The 17012-nt window shown below is 71.0% G+C and carries 19 protein-coding genes; 12 read left to right on the plus strand and 7 right to left on the minus strand.

Features of this window, described 5'->3' with window-relative positions; all coding sequences use genetic code 11:
* Positions 1 to 4 precede the first annotated feature (4 nt).
* Genes AB0C35_RS32820 through AB0C35_RS32830 form a run of 3 tightly spaced genes read left to right on the plus strand, consistent with a single transcriptional unit; the run spans position 5 to position 2132 of the window.
* Positions 5 to 484, plus strand: coding sequence for a MaoC/PaaZ C-terminal domain-containing protein (locus AB0C35_RS32820; RefSeq protein ID WP_358464552.1), 480 nt, complete (start codon positions 5 to 7; stop codon positions 482 to 484).
* Positions 481 to 1236: an enoyl-CoA hydratase/isomerase family protein gene (locus AB0C35_RS32825; protein WP_358464555.1), complete on the plus strand. Its 756-nt coding sequence runs from the start codon at positions 481 to 483 to the stop codon at positions 1234 to 1236. Before AB0C35_RS32820 ends, AB0C35_RS32825 begins: the two co-directional genes overlap by 4 nt.
* A complete protein-coding gene (locus AB0C35_RS32830) occupies positions 1233 to 2132 on the plus strand; it encodes a TIGR03564 family F420-dependent LLM class oxidoreductase (RefSeq protein ID WP_358464558.1) in 900 nt (299 codons plus the stop codon). The genes AB0C35_RS32825 and AB0C35_RS32830 overlap by 4 nt, the downstream gene beginning before the upstream one ends.
* Positions 2133 to 2201: 69 nt before the next feature.
* On the opposite strand, the gene AB0C35_RS32835 is transcribed toward AB0C35_RS32830, so the two are convergent.
* The 3 genes from AB0C35_RS32835 to AB0C35_RS32845 form a co-directional block, all read right to left on the minus strand.
* A complete protein-coding gene (locus AB0C35_RS32835; RefSeq protein WP_358464561.1) occupies positions 2202 to 3056 on the minus strand; it encodes a phosphotransferase in 855 nt (284 codons plus the stop codon).
* A gap of 635 nt (positions 3057 to 3691) precedes the next feature.
* Positions 3692 to 3880 (minus strand): DUF397 domain-containing protein, encoded by a 189-nt coding sequence (locus AB0C35_RS32840; RefSeq protein ID WP_358464564.1) that lies wholly within the window; start codon positions 3878 to 3880, stop codon positions 3692 to 3694.
* Positions 3871 to 4680: a helix-turn-helix transcriptional regulator gene (locus tag AB0C35_RS32845; RefSeq protein WP_358464567.1), complete on the minus strand. Its 810-nt coding sequence runs from the start codon at positions 4678 to 4680 to the stop codon at positions 3871 to 3873. Before AB0C35_RS32845 ends, AB0C35_RS32840 begins: the two co-directional genes overlap by 10 nt.
* 135 nt (positions 4681 to 4815) lie before the next feature.
* Between AB0C35_RS32845 and AB0C35_RS32850 the strand changes: the two genes are divergently transcribed.
* A complete protein-coding gene (locus tag AB0C35_RS32850) occupies positions 4816 to 5220 on the plus strand; it encodes an ATP-binding protein (RefSeq protein ID WP_358464570.1) in 405 nt (134 codons plus the stop codon).
* 54 nt (positions 5221 to 5274) lie between these two features.
* On the opposite strand, the gene AB0C35_RS32855 is transcribed toward AB0C35_RS32850, so the two are convergent.
* Complete coding sequence (locus AB0C35_RS32855; RefSeq protein WP_358464573.1) at positions 5275 to 6693, minus strand: FAD-dependent oxidoreductase; 1419 nt, start codon at positions 6691 to 6693, stop codon at positions 5275 to 5277.
* Between the two features lie 238 nt (positions 6694 to 6931).
* Between AB0C35_RS32855 and AB0C35_RS32860 the strand changes: the two genes are divergently transcribed.
* Entirely contained in the window at positions 6932 to 8113 is a 1182-nt protein-coding gene (locus AB0C35_RS32860; RefSeq protein WP_358464576.1) for a hypothetical protein, read from the plus strand.
* A 102-nt stretch (positions 8114 to 8215) separates the two neighbouring features.
* Here the strand turns inward: AB0C35_RS32860 and AB0C35_RS32865 are convergent, their stop codons facing one another.
* Complete coding sequence (locus tag AB0C35_RS32865) at positions 8216 to 9208, minus strand: helix-turn-helix domain-containing protein (RefSeq protein ID WP_358464579.1); 993 nt, start codon at positions 9206 to 9208, stop codon at positions 8216 to 8218.
* Positions 9209 to 9348: 140 nt separating this feature from the next.
* On the opposite strand from AB0C35_RS32865, the gene AB0C35_RS32870 reads away from it, so the two are divergent.
* A complete protein-coding gene (locus AB0C35_RS32870; RefSeq protein ID WP_358464582.1) occupies positions 9349 to 10335 on the plus strand; it encodes an esterase family protein in 987 nt (328 codons plus the stop codon).
* Positions 10336 to 10399: 64 nt separating this feature from the next.
* Here AB0C35_RS32870 and AB0C35_RS32875 read toward each other — a convergent pair whose 3' ends face one another.
* The gene (locus AB0C35_RS32875) at positions 10400 to 11002 is read right to left on the minus strand and encodes an isochorismatase family cysteine hydrolase (RefSeq protein WP_358464585.1); all 603 of its coding nucleotides are present in this window, start codon (positions 11000 to 11002) and stop codon (positions 10400 to 10402) included.
* A gap of 16 nt (positions 11003 to 11018) precedes the next feature.
* On the minus strand, positions 11019 to 12182 hold the full coding sequence (locus AB0C35_RS32880; RefSeq protein WP_358464588.1) for an acyl-CoA dehydrogenase family protein: 1164 nt from the start codon (positions 12180 to 12182) through the stop codon (positions 11019 to 11021).
* Between the two features lie 181 nt (positions 12183 to 12363).
* Between AB0C35_RS32880 and AB0C35_RS32885 the strand changes: the two genes are divergently transcribed.
* From AB0C35_RS32885 to AB0C35_RS32910, 6 genes are all read left to right on the plus strand, one after another.
* On the plus strand, positions 12364 to 13200 hold the full coding sequence (locus AB0C35_RS32885; protein ID WP_358464591.1) for a hypothetical protein: 837 nt from the start codon (positions 12364 to 12366) through the stop codon (positions 13198 to 13200).
* A complete protein-coding gene (locus AB0C35_RS32890) occupies positions 13197 to 14012 on the plus strand; it encodes an alpha/beta hydrolase (protein ID WP_358464594.1) in 816 nt (271 codons plus the stop codon). The genes AB0C35_RS32885 and AB0C35_RS32890 overlap by 4 nt, the downstream gene beginning before the upstream one ends.
* Complete coding sequence (locus AB0C35_RS32895) at positions 14009 to 14794, plus strand: enoyl-CoA hydratase/isomerase family protein (RefSeq protein WP_358464597.1); 786 nt, start codon at positions 14009 to 14011, stop codon at positions 14792 to 14794. Before AB0C35_RS32890 ends, AB0C35_RS32895 begins: the two co-directional genes overlap by 4 nt.
* Positions 14791 to 15222 (plus strand): hypothetical protein, encoded by a 432-nt coding sequence (locus AB0C35_RS32900; protein WP_358464600.1) that lies wholly within the window; start codon positions 14791 to 14793, stop codon positions 15220 to 15222. Before AB0C35_RS32895 ends, AB0C35_RS32900 begins: the two co-directional genes overlap by 4 nt.
* 168 nt (positions 15223 to 15390) lie before the next feature.
* Complete coding sequence (locus tag AB0C35_RS32905) at positions 15391 to 16428, plus strand: nitrilase-related carbon-nitrogen hydrolase (RefSeq protein ID WP_358464603.1); 1038 nt, start codon at positions 15391 to 15393, stop codon at positions 16426 to 16428.
* A gap of 54 nt (positions 16429 to 16482) precedes the next feature.
* Entirely contained in the window at positions 16483 to 16935 is a 453-nt protein-coding gene (locus AB0C35_RS32910; RefSeq protein WP_358464606.1) for a DUF3598 family protein, read from the plus strand.
* Positions 16936 to 17012: the final 77 nt, after the last annotated feature.

Here is a 17012-nt window from a genome sequence, read left to right on the forward strand (position 1 = left end):
CACGATGTCCGCCCTGAAGCCCGTCCTGCCGGCGGCGTTCGCCGCGGGCGCCGTCCTGCGCACCCCGGGCCGCACCCTCACCTCCGGGGACTTCGCCGCGATCATCAACGCGACGTGGGAGAACGGCCCCCTGCACACCGACGACGTGTACATGTCCGAGACCGGCTTCGGCCGCCGCATCCTGGGCGGCCCCTGCCTGATCGCCATCTCGGCCGGGCTCACCTCGCCCACCATGTACGCGAGCTGGGCCGCCGCGGGCCTCGACTGCCACGCCGCCCTCGGCATGGACGAGGTCCGCTACGAGGCCCCGGTGTTCGAGAACGACACGATCACCGTGGACATCGAGGTCGACACCCTTGAGCCGACACCGGGCGGGTCCGCGTTCGTGGGCAAGGTCCGCGACATCGTGCGCAAACAGGACGGCACGACCGTCTTGACCATGCGCCGCGGCTACCTGCTGAAGCCCATCGCGGAGAACGCGTGAAGCACGAGACCCTCGACGTCACGCGGAACGGCCCCGTCCTCCTGGTCGTCATGAACCGCCCAGAGGTGCTGAACGCCTACGACGCCCGCATGGTCCGCGAGCTGCGCGCGGTCTGGCGGTCCTTCCGAGACGACGACGACCTGCGCGTAGCGGTGCTGACCGGCGCAGGCGACCGCAGCTTCTCCACCGGCCTCGACGTGGACGACACCCTCACCACCGGCGTCGCCAGCCCGTCCCTGGACGAGGACGGCCGCGTGGCGCTCACGTCCCGCGACCTCCGCGTCCACAAACCGATCATCGTCGCCGTCAACGGGCACTGCTGCGCCGGCGGCTGGCACTTCGTCAACGACGCCGACGTCATCCTCTGCTCGGACAACGCGACGTTCTTCGACACCCACATCGACGTAGGGCTGGCCAACCCGGTGGAGGCGGTCGGACTTCTGAGCCGCCTCCCCCTCACCGAGGTCCTGCGCATGGTCACCAGCGGTCGCGCCTACCGCCTGGGCGCCGAACGCGCCCGCGAACTGGGCCTCGTCACCGAGGTGGTCCCCTTGGACGACCTGGTGCCCCGCGCCCTGGAGATCGCCCACGTGATCGCCCGGCACCGTCCCGACCTCCTGTCCAACAGCCTGGAGACCATCTGGACGGCCGTCGAAGACCAACGCGCCCGCGCGGAGGCCCTGGGCCTGGCCCTCCTCATGCGCGCGTCCAGCCGCGACCTCCTCGCCTTCCGCCCGGAGGCAGGGCCATGAAGATCGGCATCTTCGACCAGGTCGACGACATCGAGCAGACCGCCGCCGACCTCCGCGCAGCAGACCGGGACGGCATCGACAGCTACTGGCTGACCCAGGCCTTCGGAACCGACACGCTGACCGTGATCGGCGCAGTGGCCCGCGACCTGCCGAACCTGCGCGTCGGCACGGCCGTCGTCCCCGTCTACCCGCGGCACCCGATGGCCCTGGCCCAGCAGGCGCTGACCACGAACCAACTCGTGGACGGACGGCTCGCGCTCGGCATCGGCCCGTCCCACCCGTCCGTGGTCGAACCGTGCTGGGGCATGTCGTACGACCGTCCGGCCCGCTACATGCGCGAGTACCTGGAGGCCCTGACCGGCGCGCTGACCCAGCACGTCCGCTTCAAGGGCGAGGTCCTGACCGCGCGCGGCGACCTGGACATCCCCGGAGCCCCCGTCCCGTCCGTCCTGGTGGCCGCGCTCGGCCCCAGGATGCTGGAGATCACCGGCGCCCTCGCCGACGGCACGATCACCTGGATGGTCGGCCCCCGCACCCTCCGGGAACTCACGATCCCGACGATCCGGGAGGCCGCCGCGAAGGCCGGCCGCCCGGCCCCGGAGATCATCGTCGCCCTCCCGGTCTGCGTGACGGACGACGCCCCGGCCGCCCTGGCCGCCGCCGAAGCGGAACTGGAGTGGTACAGCACCCTCCCGTCCTACCGCGCGATGCTCGACCGAGAAGGCTGCGAGACCCCGGGTCAGATGGCCCTGATAGGCGACGCCGACACGGTGGCCGCCAAGATCAGCGCATTCGCCGACCTGGGCGTGACCACCTTCGCCGCCAAACTCGTCGGCACCCCCGACGAACGCACCGCCACCCACACCCTCCTCACCCACCACCGCCTGCGCTCTTGAGCGATCCCCGCCCAAGGAAGGGGTGCGGGGCGGGAAGTCACCGCGTGCGGCCTGCGGCCGGCCGTCGCGCTAGTGCTCCAGCAGCCTCCGTGCATTTTGTCGGACGTGAGGGGCGAGTCGGGCGTGGACGGGGTCGCGGTCGGCGGCTTGCAGGAGGATGGCCGCGACCGCGAGTTCGGCGAGCCGGCCCTCTGGCGTTGCCAGGATGTCGGCGAAGGCGTCGCGGACGCAGGCCGCCAGTTCTGGGACGGGAAGGGTGTAGGCGTGAAGGTCTGCGGCGTCGAATCCGTGAGGGGCGGGGCCGAAGCCCTCCCAGTCGAGGATGGTCAATTCCGGCCTGGTGAGGTTGGCCCAGTGTAGGTCGCCATGGGCGAGGGTCCAGTGGTGGACGGTGGTTTCGATGCCTGCGTCGCCGAAGTAGCGAGGGATGGTGCGGTGTATGTAGTCCTGGGTGATGACGAGCGGGCGGCCGTCCGGGGCTGATGTAGTCGCGACCGTGCTCGTAGCCCGCCGCAATCGTGACCACCAGGCATCAGGCAGGGCGATGTGTTCGGTGAGGTCCGGAGTCGGGGAGCAGACGGGCGCCGTTACGTAGGTGCTGAGTTCAGCTCGGTAGGCGTACCCTTCATGAGCCCAGTCGGCTGAATCCAGCAGCCGGGGGCGCGGGACCTCCGCCGGAAGGGCGGTAGCGGCTTCTTGAGTGCCGGTCCAGAGCTTTCCGCCCTCCTTGCCCACCGGTGCCTCCAGCACTCGGAGCCAGACGTTTCCACAGGACGTCGTGATGGGGCCGCCGATGGTCCTTCCGCTGTGGCCCCAGGTCTCTGCGGCACCGTCTGCGGACGCGCCGCCGAGCCGGATCGTTGCATTGTTGAAGGCGCTGCGCATCCGTTCGCGGGTGTCGGGGTCGTCAGGCTCGGAGAACACGGCAGATGTCCCGGAGATGCGCGGGTGGGATGGCTGGACGCTGGAAGGCGCCGAGTGCTTCATGCCAGTGTGCCGTAGTCGAGGCCGAAAGCAGGGCACCGGTGAGTCCGGGCGTGGAGGCCACTACCGCGAGCGTCGCGGCGACGTGTGAGAGGCCAGGACGGTCCGGGCCCTTTGTGTCGCGTACCGCTACCGCACCGCCCGCGCCCCCGCCATGAGAGCTCCTGCCGCCTGATCAAACGTCGTTGATGATCGGTTCAGTAGTGGTGATGAGCGCGATTTCGATGGCCAGCACGCCGAGGGCCTCCTTCTCGGGACCATAGATGCGGCGGATGTTGGCAAGTTGCTGGTCACGTGGGCTGTCGGGGTTGACGTTGGGGCGACCTCTACCCCGACGCCAAGTTCTTCGCCGCCGGTGACGTCGAGAAGATCGTGTACTGCTCAAGCACCGCAGTCGACAACTGCCGTGACCGGCTTGGCGGCGTCGCCACCGTCGTGGACGCCGGTGACCCTGTCTCCTTCAACACCGTGCTTGCCGACCTCGCCGACCGGGGTGTGCAGTGCGGCGGGCCGTCCGGGTTGGAGACGGGACGACTCGCCGCTACTCGGTGGGTCGGGGGGGTCGCCGGACGGCGTCAGTGCGTGTCGGTGGCGGACTGGACGGCCGTCCGCAGGGCCGTGCGGGTGAGCAGGAGGACGGGACCGTCCGGGTTCTTGCTGTCCCGCACCGCCACCGCACCGGCCACACCCGCCAGCTCGACGCACTCACCGCCGTTGGGCCCGCTGTGTGTGCTCTTGCGCCACTTGGCGTTTGTCAGGTCCATCTCTCCTCGATGACCTTTCGGATCAGTTCACGCGACATCTCCTGTGAGAGCGCCTGAGAACGGAGCTCGAACAAGGTTCGCGCCAGGCTGGACAGATCAGCCGGGTTGTCCGTGGTGATACCTCGGATCGATGTCTCGACGTACGCGATCTCGCTCCGATCCTCCATCGTCGCAACCACAAAGGCGCCTAAGACGCCCTCGTGCTCACCACTAGACAACACTACTTGAACCGTGACGTTGGGCGACAAACTCAGCTCCAGAAGGTGTTCGAGCTGTTCCCGCATCGTCTCGGGCGTCCCCACAGGGTTGTGGAGCACGTGCTCGTCGAGCAGAAGCGCGACGATCGGCGGCGCGGAGTCCTTGTCCGCGGTGAGGATGGCTTGGCGGCTGATGCGAGCGTCTGCGGCCTCTTGGTTGCCTCGTAGTAGCGCCAATGCATAGGCCGGGGTCTGGGCCAGCCCAGGAATCACGGAATGCTGCCAGCAGACCAGCATTGCCGCGTCGACCTCTATCTGAGGCCAGTCGAACCAGATTGGGACCGGGTGCCCATCCTTGTTCAGGTCCTCCCACAGGCTGATGAGGGAGCCGCCCGCTTCCAGGTAGTCGTCCACTGCGACAACGAATGACCGCGTGGCGCGCTTCTTCCCGTTCTCGATGCGGCTGACCTGGGGGCCGCTCACTTTCGTCAGATGAGCGATGGTCTCCTGCTTGACGTCCTTGGCCTCTCGCATCCGGCGCATCTGACGGCCGAAGGCGACGAGGGCGGGCGACTCGCGGGGGCGTTGGCGTCGCGGGGGCATGTTCCTACCTCTCGGCGGAATCTGTCGGGTTGGGAGGTTGACTTACCACTGACTGCCACCTCTCAGCGGTAGGCACATCCTAGCCCGAAAGGTGGCTCACTGTGTGCTGTACGCCACATACAGTGAGGAGATGTCATGGGCCAGGCGGCGACGGAGAACGAGATGGTGGTGAAGCGGGACCTCACGGTCGTCGCGGAGGTACGGCGGTTCGTGCGGCTGGTCGCTGGTCAGTGGGACATGGACGACTTCGTCCCATGCCTGGTGGCCAGCGAGCTGGTCACCAACGCCCTTCGGTACGCGTCCACGTCCGACGACAACGTGACCTTGCGGCTGGGCCGCACCGAGGACGGCGCGCTGTGGATGGAGGTCCAGGACGCCACCTGCGACCTGCCGCGCATCCAGGAAACCGACCCGATCAGCGAGGCGGGCCGGGGCCTTTTCATCGTCGACCAGTTCTGCCGCTGCTGGGGCGTCCGCCCACTGGCCGGCAACGTCGGCAAGGTCGTCTTCGCGGTCATCAACCCGTTGCCGATTCTGTAGTCAGGTGCCGGCATCCCGTTGGCGCGTCGTCGGTGCGGCTCAGGGGCGGGGCGGTCAAGGATGTGGTGTGGCGGTGTTGGGGCGGGCGCCGAGGGTGTCGAAGAGCAGGTTCAGGCCCTCGCCCATCGTCGGGTGGGCCAGGACGGCGTCGCGGACGCTCTGGTAGGGCAGCCCACCCATCATCGCCATCTGCACCGCGGAGATGACCTCGCCCGCGTTGTGCCCAAGCAAGGCGGCGCCCAGGATCGCGTCCGAATCGGCGTCGACCACCGCCTTCCACACGCCGGTCTGGTCGTGCAGCGTCTTGGCCCGCGGGATCGCGGAGACGGCGATCTTCGCCACGGTGACCCGGTGACCGGCGGCGCGTGCCTCGGCCTCGGTCATTCCGACCCGGGCCAGCTCCGGCGTGATGAAGACGGTGTAAGGCACCAGACGGCCGGCGGTGGAGGCGTCCGCGCCGGTCAGGTTGGCGCGCAGGACGCGGAAGTCGTGCCACGACGCGTGGGTGAACTGCGGGCTGCCGGCGACGTCACCGGCGGCCCAGACGTGCTCGGCGCTGGTGCGCAGGCGGTCGTCCACCTCCACGAAGCCGCGGCCGGTCAGCCGTACCCCGGCGGCCTCCAGGCCGAGCTCCGCGGTCACCGGTGCGCGCCCGGTGGCGACCAGCAGCTCGTCGCCTTCCAGCACGGATCCGTCCTCAAGGGTGAGGGTGACCGGCCCGTGGCCGGGTTCGCGCCGCACCGACGCGGCGCGTACCCCCGTGCGCACCTCGACGCCCTGCCCACTGAGGATCTGGGCCACCTCGCCGGCGATGTCGCCGTCCTCCCGGGGCAGTACCTGGGACGGGCCTTGGACCAGCACGACCTTGCTGCCGAAGTGGGCGAACATCGACGCGAACTCGCACCCCACGTACCCGCCGCCCAGGATCAGCAGCGTCGCCGGGAGCCGGGTGAGCCGCAGGATGGTCTCCGAGGTCCAGACCTCCGACTCGGCGACACCGGGCACGTCGGGGAGGGCCGGTGTGGTGCCGGTATTGAGCACCACGTCCTTTCCCCGGACCAACCGGAGCGCACCGTCGCCGGTCGCGATCTGCACGGTGCGAGGTGCGACGAAACGGGCGGTGCCCATGATGAAGTCCATGCCGGAGTCCTGGAACATGGTCCGGTGGGCGTCCACCATCCCGCCGACCACCGACTCCTTGTGGCGGCGCAGGGCGTCCAGAACGACCGTGGGCTCGCCGTCGAGCTCCACGCCCATGACGCCGGCGTGCCGGGCCGCCGCGATCGCGCGGGCGGAACCGACCAGGGCCTTCGTCGGAATGCACGCGACGTTGATGCAGGTGCCGCCGATCTTGTCCCGTTCCACCATCGCCACGGACCAGCCGGCCTTGGCCCGGTCCATCGCCAGTGACTTGCCGGCCTTGCCCCCGCCGACCACCAGCAGGTCCACGTCCTCGGGCTCGCCGTGCGCCATGTTGCCTCCCGTGAGTTCTTCGACGACCGTAACGCGACCGAGCCCCCTCCCCATCAGGCCCAATGCCAAGCAGGCGGACGCCGGAAGTCGTGGCATATCGCTACGCTCAGGCACCATTCGCTTCTCATCTGTCGTGCTATTGCACTAGAGTCCCGTGCCCAAGCGGGTTTCGGGCGGTCTGCCCCTCTCGTCCGCTCCCGGAACGGTTGCTCCCACGGCCACCTCGCGAGGAGGTCACATGCACGGGGACCTGGAAACCCTCTACGACGCCCACGCCCACCGTCTGTACGCGCACTGCTGGTCGCTGCTGGGCGACCGCGGTGCCGCCGACGCTCTGAGAGAAACGCTCACGAGGGCGGTGCGGCAGCCTCCGCGCGGTGAGACGGTGCTGTGGCTGCACCACCTGGCCCACACGGTCTGCGCTGAGCAAGGGGCGTTCGGCCGCCAGGGCCGTCCCGTCTTCGCTCAGGCGGCCATCGACCCGCTGCTGGACGGCATCGGCAGCCTGTCCGCCGGCCACCGCGAGGTTCTGCTGCTGTCCGCGGGCAAGTGGCTGGAGGTCCGCGACATCGCCGGCGTCCTGCGCATCTCGCCGGACAGCGTGCACGAGCTCCTCCACCAGGCGCGCACCGCGCTGGAACGTTTCGTCCTGGACGTTCTCATCCGCGGAACCGCCGATCCCGCCAAGCACATGGACGTCATCTCGGCGTTCGAAAAGGGACGGCTCCCGCACCTGCTGGCCCGCCGCGCCCCCACCTGGGCGCCCGCCCCGCTGCGCGACCGGGTGCTGGCCGCCGCCGACCGCGAGCGCGACGAGTTCGGCCCCGCATCCGCGGAGGCCGCCGCGGCGGACGGCCCGCTCGTAGTGATCGACTCCGGTCCCGAGTCCGCCGCCTCGGCACGCAAGCGCCCCAGCCGCCGCAAGGCCGTCCTCAAGGGCGTCGGAGGCGTGACCGGGGTGGCCGCCACGGTCGCGGCCGGCCTGATGATGACGTGGCCGTCCCCCGGCGGCGGCACGATGGGCGCCCTGGGGCCGCACGAGAGCACCACCCGGCCGGGGCCCGTCCCGACGAGCGGCGTCACCGAGGAGCCGGGCGCCTCGGAGAGTCCGGCCGCCGGGCGGAACGAGGCCGCCCCGGCGCCGACTCCGACGACGAAGGAGCGGGCCCCCGTCACCGAGGAGCCCTCGCTTTCGGGCGGCGGTACGGCCGGCCCGACGACGGCGCCGGAGCGCGACGCCCCGTCCACGTCCTCCCCCACCCCGCCGACCTCGCGTCAGGAGACGCCTCCGCCCACGCAGGAGTCGCCAGAGCCGCAGCCGGACAGGCGGTCGCGCACCGACGACGGCCCACTCGATCCCATCACCGACATCGTCGGACACCTCACCTCCCCGCTCCTCGGGGGGCTGGCGGGCGGCTGAGCCGAACCGGCGGCCCGTACGGCCCGCGACAGGTGCGGCACCGGGAGGCCGCGCCGTGCGGAGGCGGTCGCCGTCGGCGGTTCCGGTGCGCTTTCCGGGGAGTCACGTGTCGCCGCCCAGCAGGTGGCGCCCCCGGGCGGTCAGGCGGTGCACGACGTGGGCGCCGTCTCGTTCGCTGCCGACCAGGCCAGCGTCCCGCAGGACCTTCAGGTGGCCGCTGACCGTGGATGCGGGCATGCCGAGGCGTGAGGCGATGGCGCCGGTGGTGAACGTGACGGTCAGGGCGCCGAGCACGCGGGCGCGGCCGGTGCCGAGGAGGGCGGCGAGCGCGTCCGCGTGGCGGGAGGCGTCCCGTTGCTCCCGCGGCCGGCCGCGGATCGGGTAGACGACGACCGGTGGCAGGCCGGGGTCGGCGATGGCGATCGGCGCGGTGTGGCAGAAGTAGGACGGGACCAGCCGGACGCCCCGTCCCCTCAGGTGGAGATCGGCGTTCACCGGGTACGGCGCGGTGAGCACCGGGTCCCGCCACGCGAACGGCGCCAGTGTCTCCAGCACCGCCACCGTGCCGCCCGCGGGCCTCGCCGTCCGGTGGTCCCAGTCCGCGGCGACGGTGGCCTCGACCTCGCTCCAGTCCGGAGCGATCAGCCGGGTGTGGAGGCGCAGGACCGCGTCCGCGACCTGGTCGAGGAGGGCCCGGTCGCCCGAGGCGAGCCGCCGGGTCCATCCGGGCATCGTCCGGTACCGGGCCGCCTCGCGCAGCTCACGGGACAGCCGGGCCTCGGATGTGACCCGCAGGGTGCGCAGGGCCGCCGCCATCCCGTCCTCCGACTCGGCGGGGGTCAGGAAGTCGGGGAAGTACGCGGCGTCGGCGGGCGCCAGATCCCGTAGCAGCCGGCAGGCCGCGCGCAGTTCGCCGTCCTGCAGCCGCTTGACCGCCCGGCTCCGCCAGGGGCGCAGCCGCGCGGGAAGCCGCCGCACGGACGTGGTGAGGACGTGGAGCCCGAGGAACGCCTCCCACATCGGGTCTGCGGTCCTCGCCAGCCGCACGTGCCGAAAGTCGCGGTCGCTGAAATGGATACGCAGGACGCCGCCCATTGCAGAAGATTAACCGCGGCCGCCACCAGGGGATTTCGACCGAGCCCGAATACCTCTGTTGCCTTCCGTTCATCTTGGACTTACCGTCCAGTAGCGCGGAACCCGCTCCCGTCGGAGCAGAACCCACCCCGGAGGTTCGGTTGAGCCAGTCGCATGTTTCCCGCCGCCGTGTCCTGAAGACCGCGGGCGGCATGGCCGCCGCCCTCGCGGCCGGCGGCGCCGGCGCCCTCGCATCGGCCTCGGCGGCCCACGCCGCCGGTGACGGCTTCGGTCTGCGGATCGTCGACCGCAACGAGAACGACCCCCGCATGAAGTACTTCCGCTTCGCCACCGACGCGATCGGATGGGACCCCGGAGTCAACGTCCTGCTCCCCGACGACTACTCCAGCGGACGGCGCTACCCCGTCCTGTACCTCCTCCACGGCGGCGGCCTCGACCAGGACTTCATCACCTTCGACCGCTGGGGCATCCGTGCCCTGACCGCGGGCAAGCCCATCATCGTGGTCATGCCCGACGGCGGGCACACCGGCTGGTACAGCAACCCCGTCTCCTCCAACACCGGCCCCCGCAACTGGGAGACGTTCCACATCGCCCAGCTCCTGCCCTGGATCGACGCGAACTTCCGCACCTTCGCCGAGTACGACGGACGCGCGGTGGCCGGGTTCTCCATGGGCGGCTTCGGCGCGCTGAAGTACACGGCCAAGTACTACGGCCACTTCGCCTCCGTCAGCTCCCACTCCGGCCCCGCGAGCCTCCGCCGCGACCAGGGGCTGGTCGTGCACTGGGCCAACGTCACCTCCGCCGCCGTCGACCTCGCCGGCGGCACGGTGTACGGCGCGCCCCTGTGGGACGAGGCCAGGGTCACCGCGGACAACCCCGTCCAGCGCGTCCCCAGCTACCACAACAAGCGGATCTTCCTGGTCGCCGGAACCAGTCCCGACCCGGTGAACTGGGCCGAGTGGGTCACCGAGAGGGAGGTGCTCGCCGGTCAGCGCGAGTTCCGCGCCCGCCTCGGCGAGGCCGGCATCCCCCACGAGTGGCACGAGGAACCCGGCGGGCACGTCTTCCGCACCGAGATGTTCCGCCGCGACCTCGACGGCGTCATCGGCCGCCTCCGCAAGGCGTGACCGGGGGCCTGCGGCGTGCCGCGCTTCTTGGCTGCTGAGAAAAGAGGCGGCACGCCGCAGGAGTTCAGGCCCAGGCGCGGACGACGTCGTCGACCGTGTCGACCTGGCCGAAGATGAAGCCGATGCCGGTCAGGGCGTAGTCGTGGCGGGCCTTGTCGAATTCGGCGGTCGCGTCGCTGACCACGTGGGTGAGGTAGTCCCGCTGGCCCGCGTCGCGCGCGGTCGTCTCGACGCAGATGTTCGTGGTCACGCCGCAGAGGACCAGCGAGCGGATGCCGAGGCCGGTGAGGACCGGCTCCAAGCGGGTGCCGTAGAAGGCGCTGGGCCGGGACTTGTCGATGACGACCTCGCCCTCGGCGGGCGCCAGCTCATCGATGATCTCGGCGTCCCAGCTGCCCGCCGCGAGCGCGCCGACCTCCTTCATCGCCGGGACGATGTGGTTGGGCACCACACCCCCGTCCGTGTAGTCGGGCTGGAAGACGTACTGGGTGTAGATCACCGGGACGCCGGACGCGCGGGCCGCGTCGATCAGGGTGCGGCAGCCCGGGATCGCGGCTCGGAGCTCTTCGTGCGGCAGGCCCATCGCGGCCATGGAGCCCTTGGCCTCGGTGAAGCTGTTCTGCATGTCGATGACCAGCAGCGCGGTGTTCTCTCGTGTGATGTCCAACGGGGAACCTCCCGACTCAGTAGCTTCTCGGCAGGCCGAGCGACTCGCCGAGGATGTTGCGGATCATGTCGTTGCTCACGGGACTGAACAGCTGAAGCCGGGCGTCCCGGAAGTACATCTGCATCGCGGACTCCTCGGCGAGGCCCTGCGCCGCCATCGCGCGCATGCCGCGGTCGACGATGCGGGCCGTCGACTCGGCGGCGACGAGCTTGGCCATCGCGGTGAGCGCGGTCGACGGGCGGCCGTCCTCGATGGAGCGGACGGCGGTGCCGACCAGGGCGCGGGACGCCGACAGGTCGGCGATCGAGTCGGCGGCGGCGTGCTGGAGGGCCTGGAACCGGCCGATCGCGCCGCCGAACGCCTCGCGTTCGCGGAGGTGGGTCAGGTGGAGGTCGAGGGCGGCGCGTCCGATGCCCAGGCTGATGCCGGCGGCGAGGACGCGTTCCACGTCGAGGGTCCGGCCGAGGAGCGACATGCCGCGGCCGCGTTCGCCGACGAGGTTCTCCAGCGGGGCGGTCGCGTCGTCGAAGTAGATCTCGCAGGTGCCGGCGGCGCGCATCCCGGCGAGGTGGACGCGGCGGACGGTGACGCCCGGCCGGTCGAGCGGGACGGCGATCACGCTGAGGCCGCGGGACCGCCTGCCCTCCTCGGGCGGGTCGGTGCGGCAGAGGACGAACGCGATCTCGGCCTTGTGGGCGAGGGAGATCCAGAGCTTCTGTCCGCGCAGCACCCAGCGGCCGTCCTCGACGCGGGCGGACGTGCGGAGGTTCAGCAGGTCGGTGCCGACGTCGGGTTCGCTCATCCCGAACGAGCAGATCATCTTGCCGGACGCGATGTCCGGCAGCCAGGCGGCGGCGGTGCCGCCGTCGTCGCCCAGCATCCGCATGGCCATGCCGCAGGTGACGTAGTCGACGGCGAGGCCGGGCAGGACGCGGGCGATCTCCTCGGTGACGGCGACCGCGTCGCCCGCGGTGCCGCCGGTTCCGCCGGCCTGCTCGTCGCCGCCGAGGCCGAGGAGGCCGGCGTCGCCGAGCGCCGACCAGGCGCCGGAGGCGAACAGGCCGTCGCGGTCCACGGCGAGCGCCCGGTCCGGGGGGAGTTCCCTGGCGAGCAGCGATTCGACCAGGTCGCGCAGGTCGCCGCGCTCGGCGCTCTCCTCGAACGGCCTCGTGCTGAGCACGACCCTCCCTCCCCCGAGTCAACGATAAATCTGATGTATCGCCAACCGCATGTCAAGCGTCCGTGGTGCGGCCTTTGCCCACTACACAGGCCCGCAGGCGTGCGACTCCACGTCCATTGACAGTACCTCATCCCGCCGGGATATTCTTATGTCTGATGTATTCGGACCGAGAGGGGTGCGGGTGCCGCGCGAGGTGACGATCGTCAACGCTTCAGACGTCCCGTGGGTGAACGGCCGGGACGTGTACGACTCGATGGAGCCCGCCTTCCGGGAGAACCTCGGAGACCCCGGACGGGTCGGCGAACTGCTCTCGCGCTACTGGATGCGATCTCTCTGGCTCGACCCGGCGACATCGCGCCGCATCGACCACGTCCGCACGGAACCGGGCTACCGCGACCTGTGCGAGGCGTACCACGACAGCGTGGAGGAGGCCCTGTTCCTCCGCGGCCGGGTGAAGCTCACCGCCGAGGGGGACTTCGAGGCCGGCGACTACTTCTGGCGCCCGCCCGGCTGGGTGCACTCGGCCACCTCCGACGAGGGCTTCGAATGCCTTCTGATGATGGAGGGCGAGTCGGCCTCCGACGGCAGCGGCCGCGTCTCCCGGGTGGTGCGCCCGGACGAGGAGGCGGGGCGCCATGCGCGTTCCGGCGCGTCCGACCCGATCGGCCCGCGCGGTTACGTGCGCAGGAAGGAGGGGCGGTTCATGGTGTGGCGTGACCACGACGACGCGGAGACGCGGCTCGCCGGACCCGGTGTCCCGGGTCTGAGGTCGAAGGTGCTGAGCAGCAACGCGTCCGCGGTGGGCGTCTCGGTCCTCGTCGACGTGCCGCCCGGGTGGTCGCAGCCCGTCCCCGCCGCCGGCCACGAGCGGTTCCTGATTCTGACGGAGGGCACGGCCACGGTCGACGGCATCGTGCTGGAGCCCTGTTCGCTGATCGAGATCCCGGCCGGGGTGGACGGCCCTTCGGTCACGACCGGACCCGGTGCGCGGTTCCTGGTGAAGGTGGGTGCGTCTTGACGACCAAGGGCGGCTACGCCGACACCGACTGGGGGCAGGTCCACTACCGGATCAGCGGCGACTCCGGCCCCTGGATCGGGCTGTTCCACGAGTCGCCCCTCTCGTCCCGGGTCTACGAGGACGTCCTGTCCGCGCTCGGCCGGCATGCCCGTGCCGTCGCGTTCGACACCCCGGGCTACGGCGCCTCCGACCCGCCGCCGGGGCCCGGGTTCGAGATCCCCGACTACGCCCGGATGCTCGCGCAGGCGGCCGCCGGGATCGGGATGGAACGTCCCGTTCTCGGCGGCGTCCACAGCGGGGCGTCGATCGCGATCGCGACCGCCGTCCACCTGCCGTCCTCGGGGCTGATGCTGAGCGGTGTCCCGCTGTTCGACGAGGAGGAGCGGGCCGGGTTCCTCGCGAACTGGACGCCCGACGCGCCCATCGACGACCAGGGTTCCCAGTTCACCTGGGCGGTCGAGCGCTACCTGCGCACCTGGGGGCCGGACGTCCCGCAGGGCATGCTGCACCTGGCCGTGTCCGAGATGATGCGCGCCGCGAAGCGCTACAAGTGGGGCTACCAGGCGGCGTTCCGCTACGACCCGTCCGATGCGCTGGCGGCGGCGGACGTCCCGGTTCTTCTGCTCGACGCCGAGTTCGACCTGCTCGCCCCCAAGGACGCGCTCGCCATGGAGCTGGCGCGCGACGCGCGGCTCGTCGTCCTGCCCGGCCTGCGCGGCCAGCCGCACCTGCGCGCCCCGGACGACTTCGCCGCGGCGCTGCTGGAGTTCGTCCGAGAAGTCACCGATCCGGAAGGGGATCCACGCTCATGACCAAGGTCGACGTGAAGGTGGCCGACACGGTCATGACCATCACGCTGAACGATCCGGAGCGGATGAACAGCCTGTCGCCCGCCACCCTCGACGGCCTGGACGCCGCCCTGGACGCCGCCGAGCGGGACGACTCCCTGACCTCCCTGGTGATCACCGGGACGGGACGGGCGTTCTGCGTCGGGATGGACATCGGCTTCCTCGGCGAGTGCTTCGCCGACCCGCCCGGGGTGTTCCTGCCGTTCATCCGCCGCCTCCACGCGTTCCTCGACCGGCTGGAGGCGTTCCCGCTGCCGAGCGTCGCCGCGATCAACGGCCTCGCCCGCGCGGGCGGCTTCGAGCTGCTGCTGGCCTGCGACTTCGTCATCGCGGCCGACGAGGCGAAGGTCGGTGACACCCACAGCGACTTCGGGATCGTGCCGGGCGCCGGCGCGTCCCAGCGCGCCCCGCGCAAGATCGGCGACCAGCGCGCCCGTGCGCTGCTGCTCGCCGGCCACTGGCTCACCGGGCCCGAGATGGTCGACTGGGGCCTCGCGCTCTCCAGCGTCCCGGCGGCGGAGCTGCCGGACGAGGTGGCCCGGCTCACCGGCTCGCTCGGCAACCGCTCGCGGGCGGTCACCGCGATCATCAAGCGGCTCCTGAACGCCGCGCCGGACGTGACGCTCGCCGAGGGGCTGCGCCTGGAGCGCGAGCTGTTCACCCGCTTCCACGAGGAGGTCGCGGACGCGGACGAGGGGTACCGCGCCTACGTGGAGAAGCGCCGCCCCGTCTGGAACAGCCGATGACGGACGAAACGTTCGACGGCGAGACGGCCACGACGCCGTCGGTGGAGGTGACCCAGCCCCTCATCGACGGGCTCGTCGGCCTCGGCGGCTACACCCATCCGCTGTTCAATCCCGATGCGCGGGAATGGTCCGAGGGGGTCCGCGCGCCGATGCCGGGCCAGGGCATCCTGCTGCTGATGGGCGGCCTGGTGGAGCAGTCGGGGCTGCTCGACCGGGCGATCGCGCTGATCGAGCTGCGTGAGGTGCGGTTCCTGAAGATGCTCAAGGCCGGGGCGACGCTGCGGGTGCGGCTCACGCCCGGCGCGTCCCGGGAGACGGGGAGCGGCAAGATCGTCCAGCGGTACCGGTGGACGGCGGTGGACGGCGAGGACGACCCGGTCGTCGAGGCCGTCGCCGTCATGCTCCTGCGCCCGGACGAAGGCGAGTAGATAGGCGAGTGGACCCGGCGGGCGGGGGCCGCCTCCGGCTGAGCCCCGCGCGCAAGGCCAAGGGTAAAGGTCAGACTTTTTTGTCGCCGGACCCTTGAAACCCTTGCGCACCCGTGGGGATTCCGCTTACCGTAACGGCGTTCCGGAAAGTTCGGGAGGGGCGAGGGCATGAGTCAGACCGAGACGGCCGGGGAGACCGCCTACCGGGCGCTCGCCCTGCAGACGCGGACGCGGGCCGTCAACGGCCTGTCCCCGGCCGAGGCGCGCGAGACGATGGCCGCGTCCATCGCCCGGATCGGCGGCGAGGTCGCCGCCGCCGCGCGGTGGGTCGGCCCCGACCTCCGGCTGGTCGTGCTGCCCGAGTACGTGCTCAGCGGCTTCCCGATGGGCGAGCCCGTCGAGCGCTGGCGCGACATGGCGGCGCTCGCCCCGGACGGCCCCGAGTACGAGGCCCTCGCCGCCGTGGCAGCCCGCGAGGGGCTGTTCCTGTCCGGGAACGCCTACGAGTCCGATCCGAACTTCCCCGGCCTGTACTTCCAGGCGTCCTTCGTGATCGACCCGTCCGGTGAGGTGGTGCTGCGCTACCGCCGCCTGCACTCGCTGTACTCGCCGTCCCCGTACGACGTGTGGGACCGCTACCTGGACCTTTACGGCATGGACGCGGTGCTCCCCGTCGCCCGCACCGAGATCGGGAACCTGGCCTGCATCGCCTCGGAGGAGATCCTCTACCCCGAACTCGCCCGCGCGCTCGCGCTGCGCGGCGCCGAGGTGTTCTGCCACTCGACGTCCGAGGTCACCAGCCCCGCGCTGACCCCGAAGGAGATCGGCCGGCGCGCCCGCGCGGTCGAGAACCTGGCCTATGTCGTCTCGGCCAACAGCGGGGGGTTGCACGGCATACCCATTCCGGGCGACTCGACGTCCGGCGGATCGAAGATCGTCGACTTCGAGGGGCGGGTGCTGGTGGAGGCCGCGGGCGGGGAGAGCGTCGTCGCCTACGCGGAACTCGACCTGGCCGCGCTGCGCCGCAACCGGGCCCGTCCCGGAATGGGCAACCTGCTGTCGCGCGTCAAACCGGGCCTGTGGGCGGACGAGTACGCCCGGCACGACGTCGAGCGGCCGAACGGGCTGGACGGACGTCCGCCCGAACGGTCCTGGTTCACCCGCAGGCAGCAGGAGTCGATCGACCGCCTCACCGGCCCCGCCTGACCGGTCGTCCACAATGACCCGTCCCGCCGACACGGCCTGCACGAAGGGAACACGATGGGAACGATCCGCGATGAGATGCCGCTGCTCGCCCGGCACGTGGGCAAGTGGAAGGGCACCTACACCTACGTCGACGCCGGCGGCGCCGTCACGGACCGGCACGAGTCGCTGCTGACCTGCACCCTGCCCGAGGACGGCGACTACGACTACCACCAGGTCAACGAGTACACCTGGGCCGACGGACGCACCGAGACGCGGGTGTTCCCCGGCGTCTACCAGGGGAACGGACACTGCACGTTCGACACCGAGCGGCTGCGGGGCGAGTTCTGGGAGCTGGACGAGCGGGTGATCTACCTGAACTGGATCTACAAGGCGGAGGGGGAGGACCTGCGGCTGTTCGAGCTGATCCACCTGAGCGAGGACGGCGGCAAGCGCAACCGCGTGTGGCAGTGGATCAGGGACGGCGTCTGCTTCCAGCGCACCCTCATCAACGAGGTCAAACTCGGCTGAGGGACGGCCGGGACGGACGCAGGGTGTTATACGTCTGACTTTCTCGGCGGCAGGCATTGACTCGCCGCGCGGGGGCG

Origin of the sequence: Spirillospora sp. NPDC048819, from assembly GCF_040650055.1 — a bacterium.
GTDB lineage: Bacteria > Actinomycetota > Actinomycetes > Streptosporangiales > Streptosporangiaceae > Spirillospora.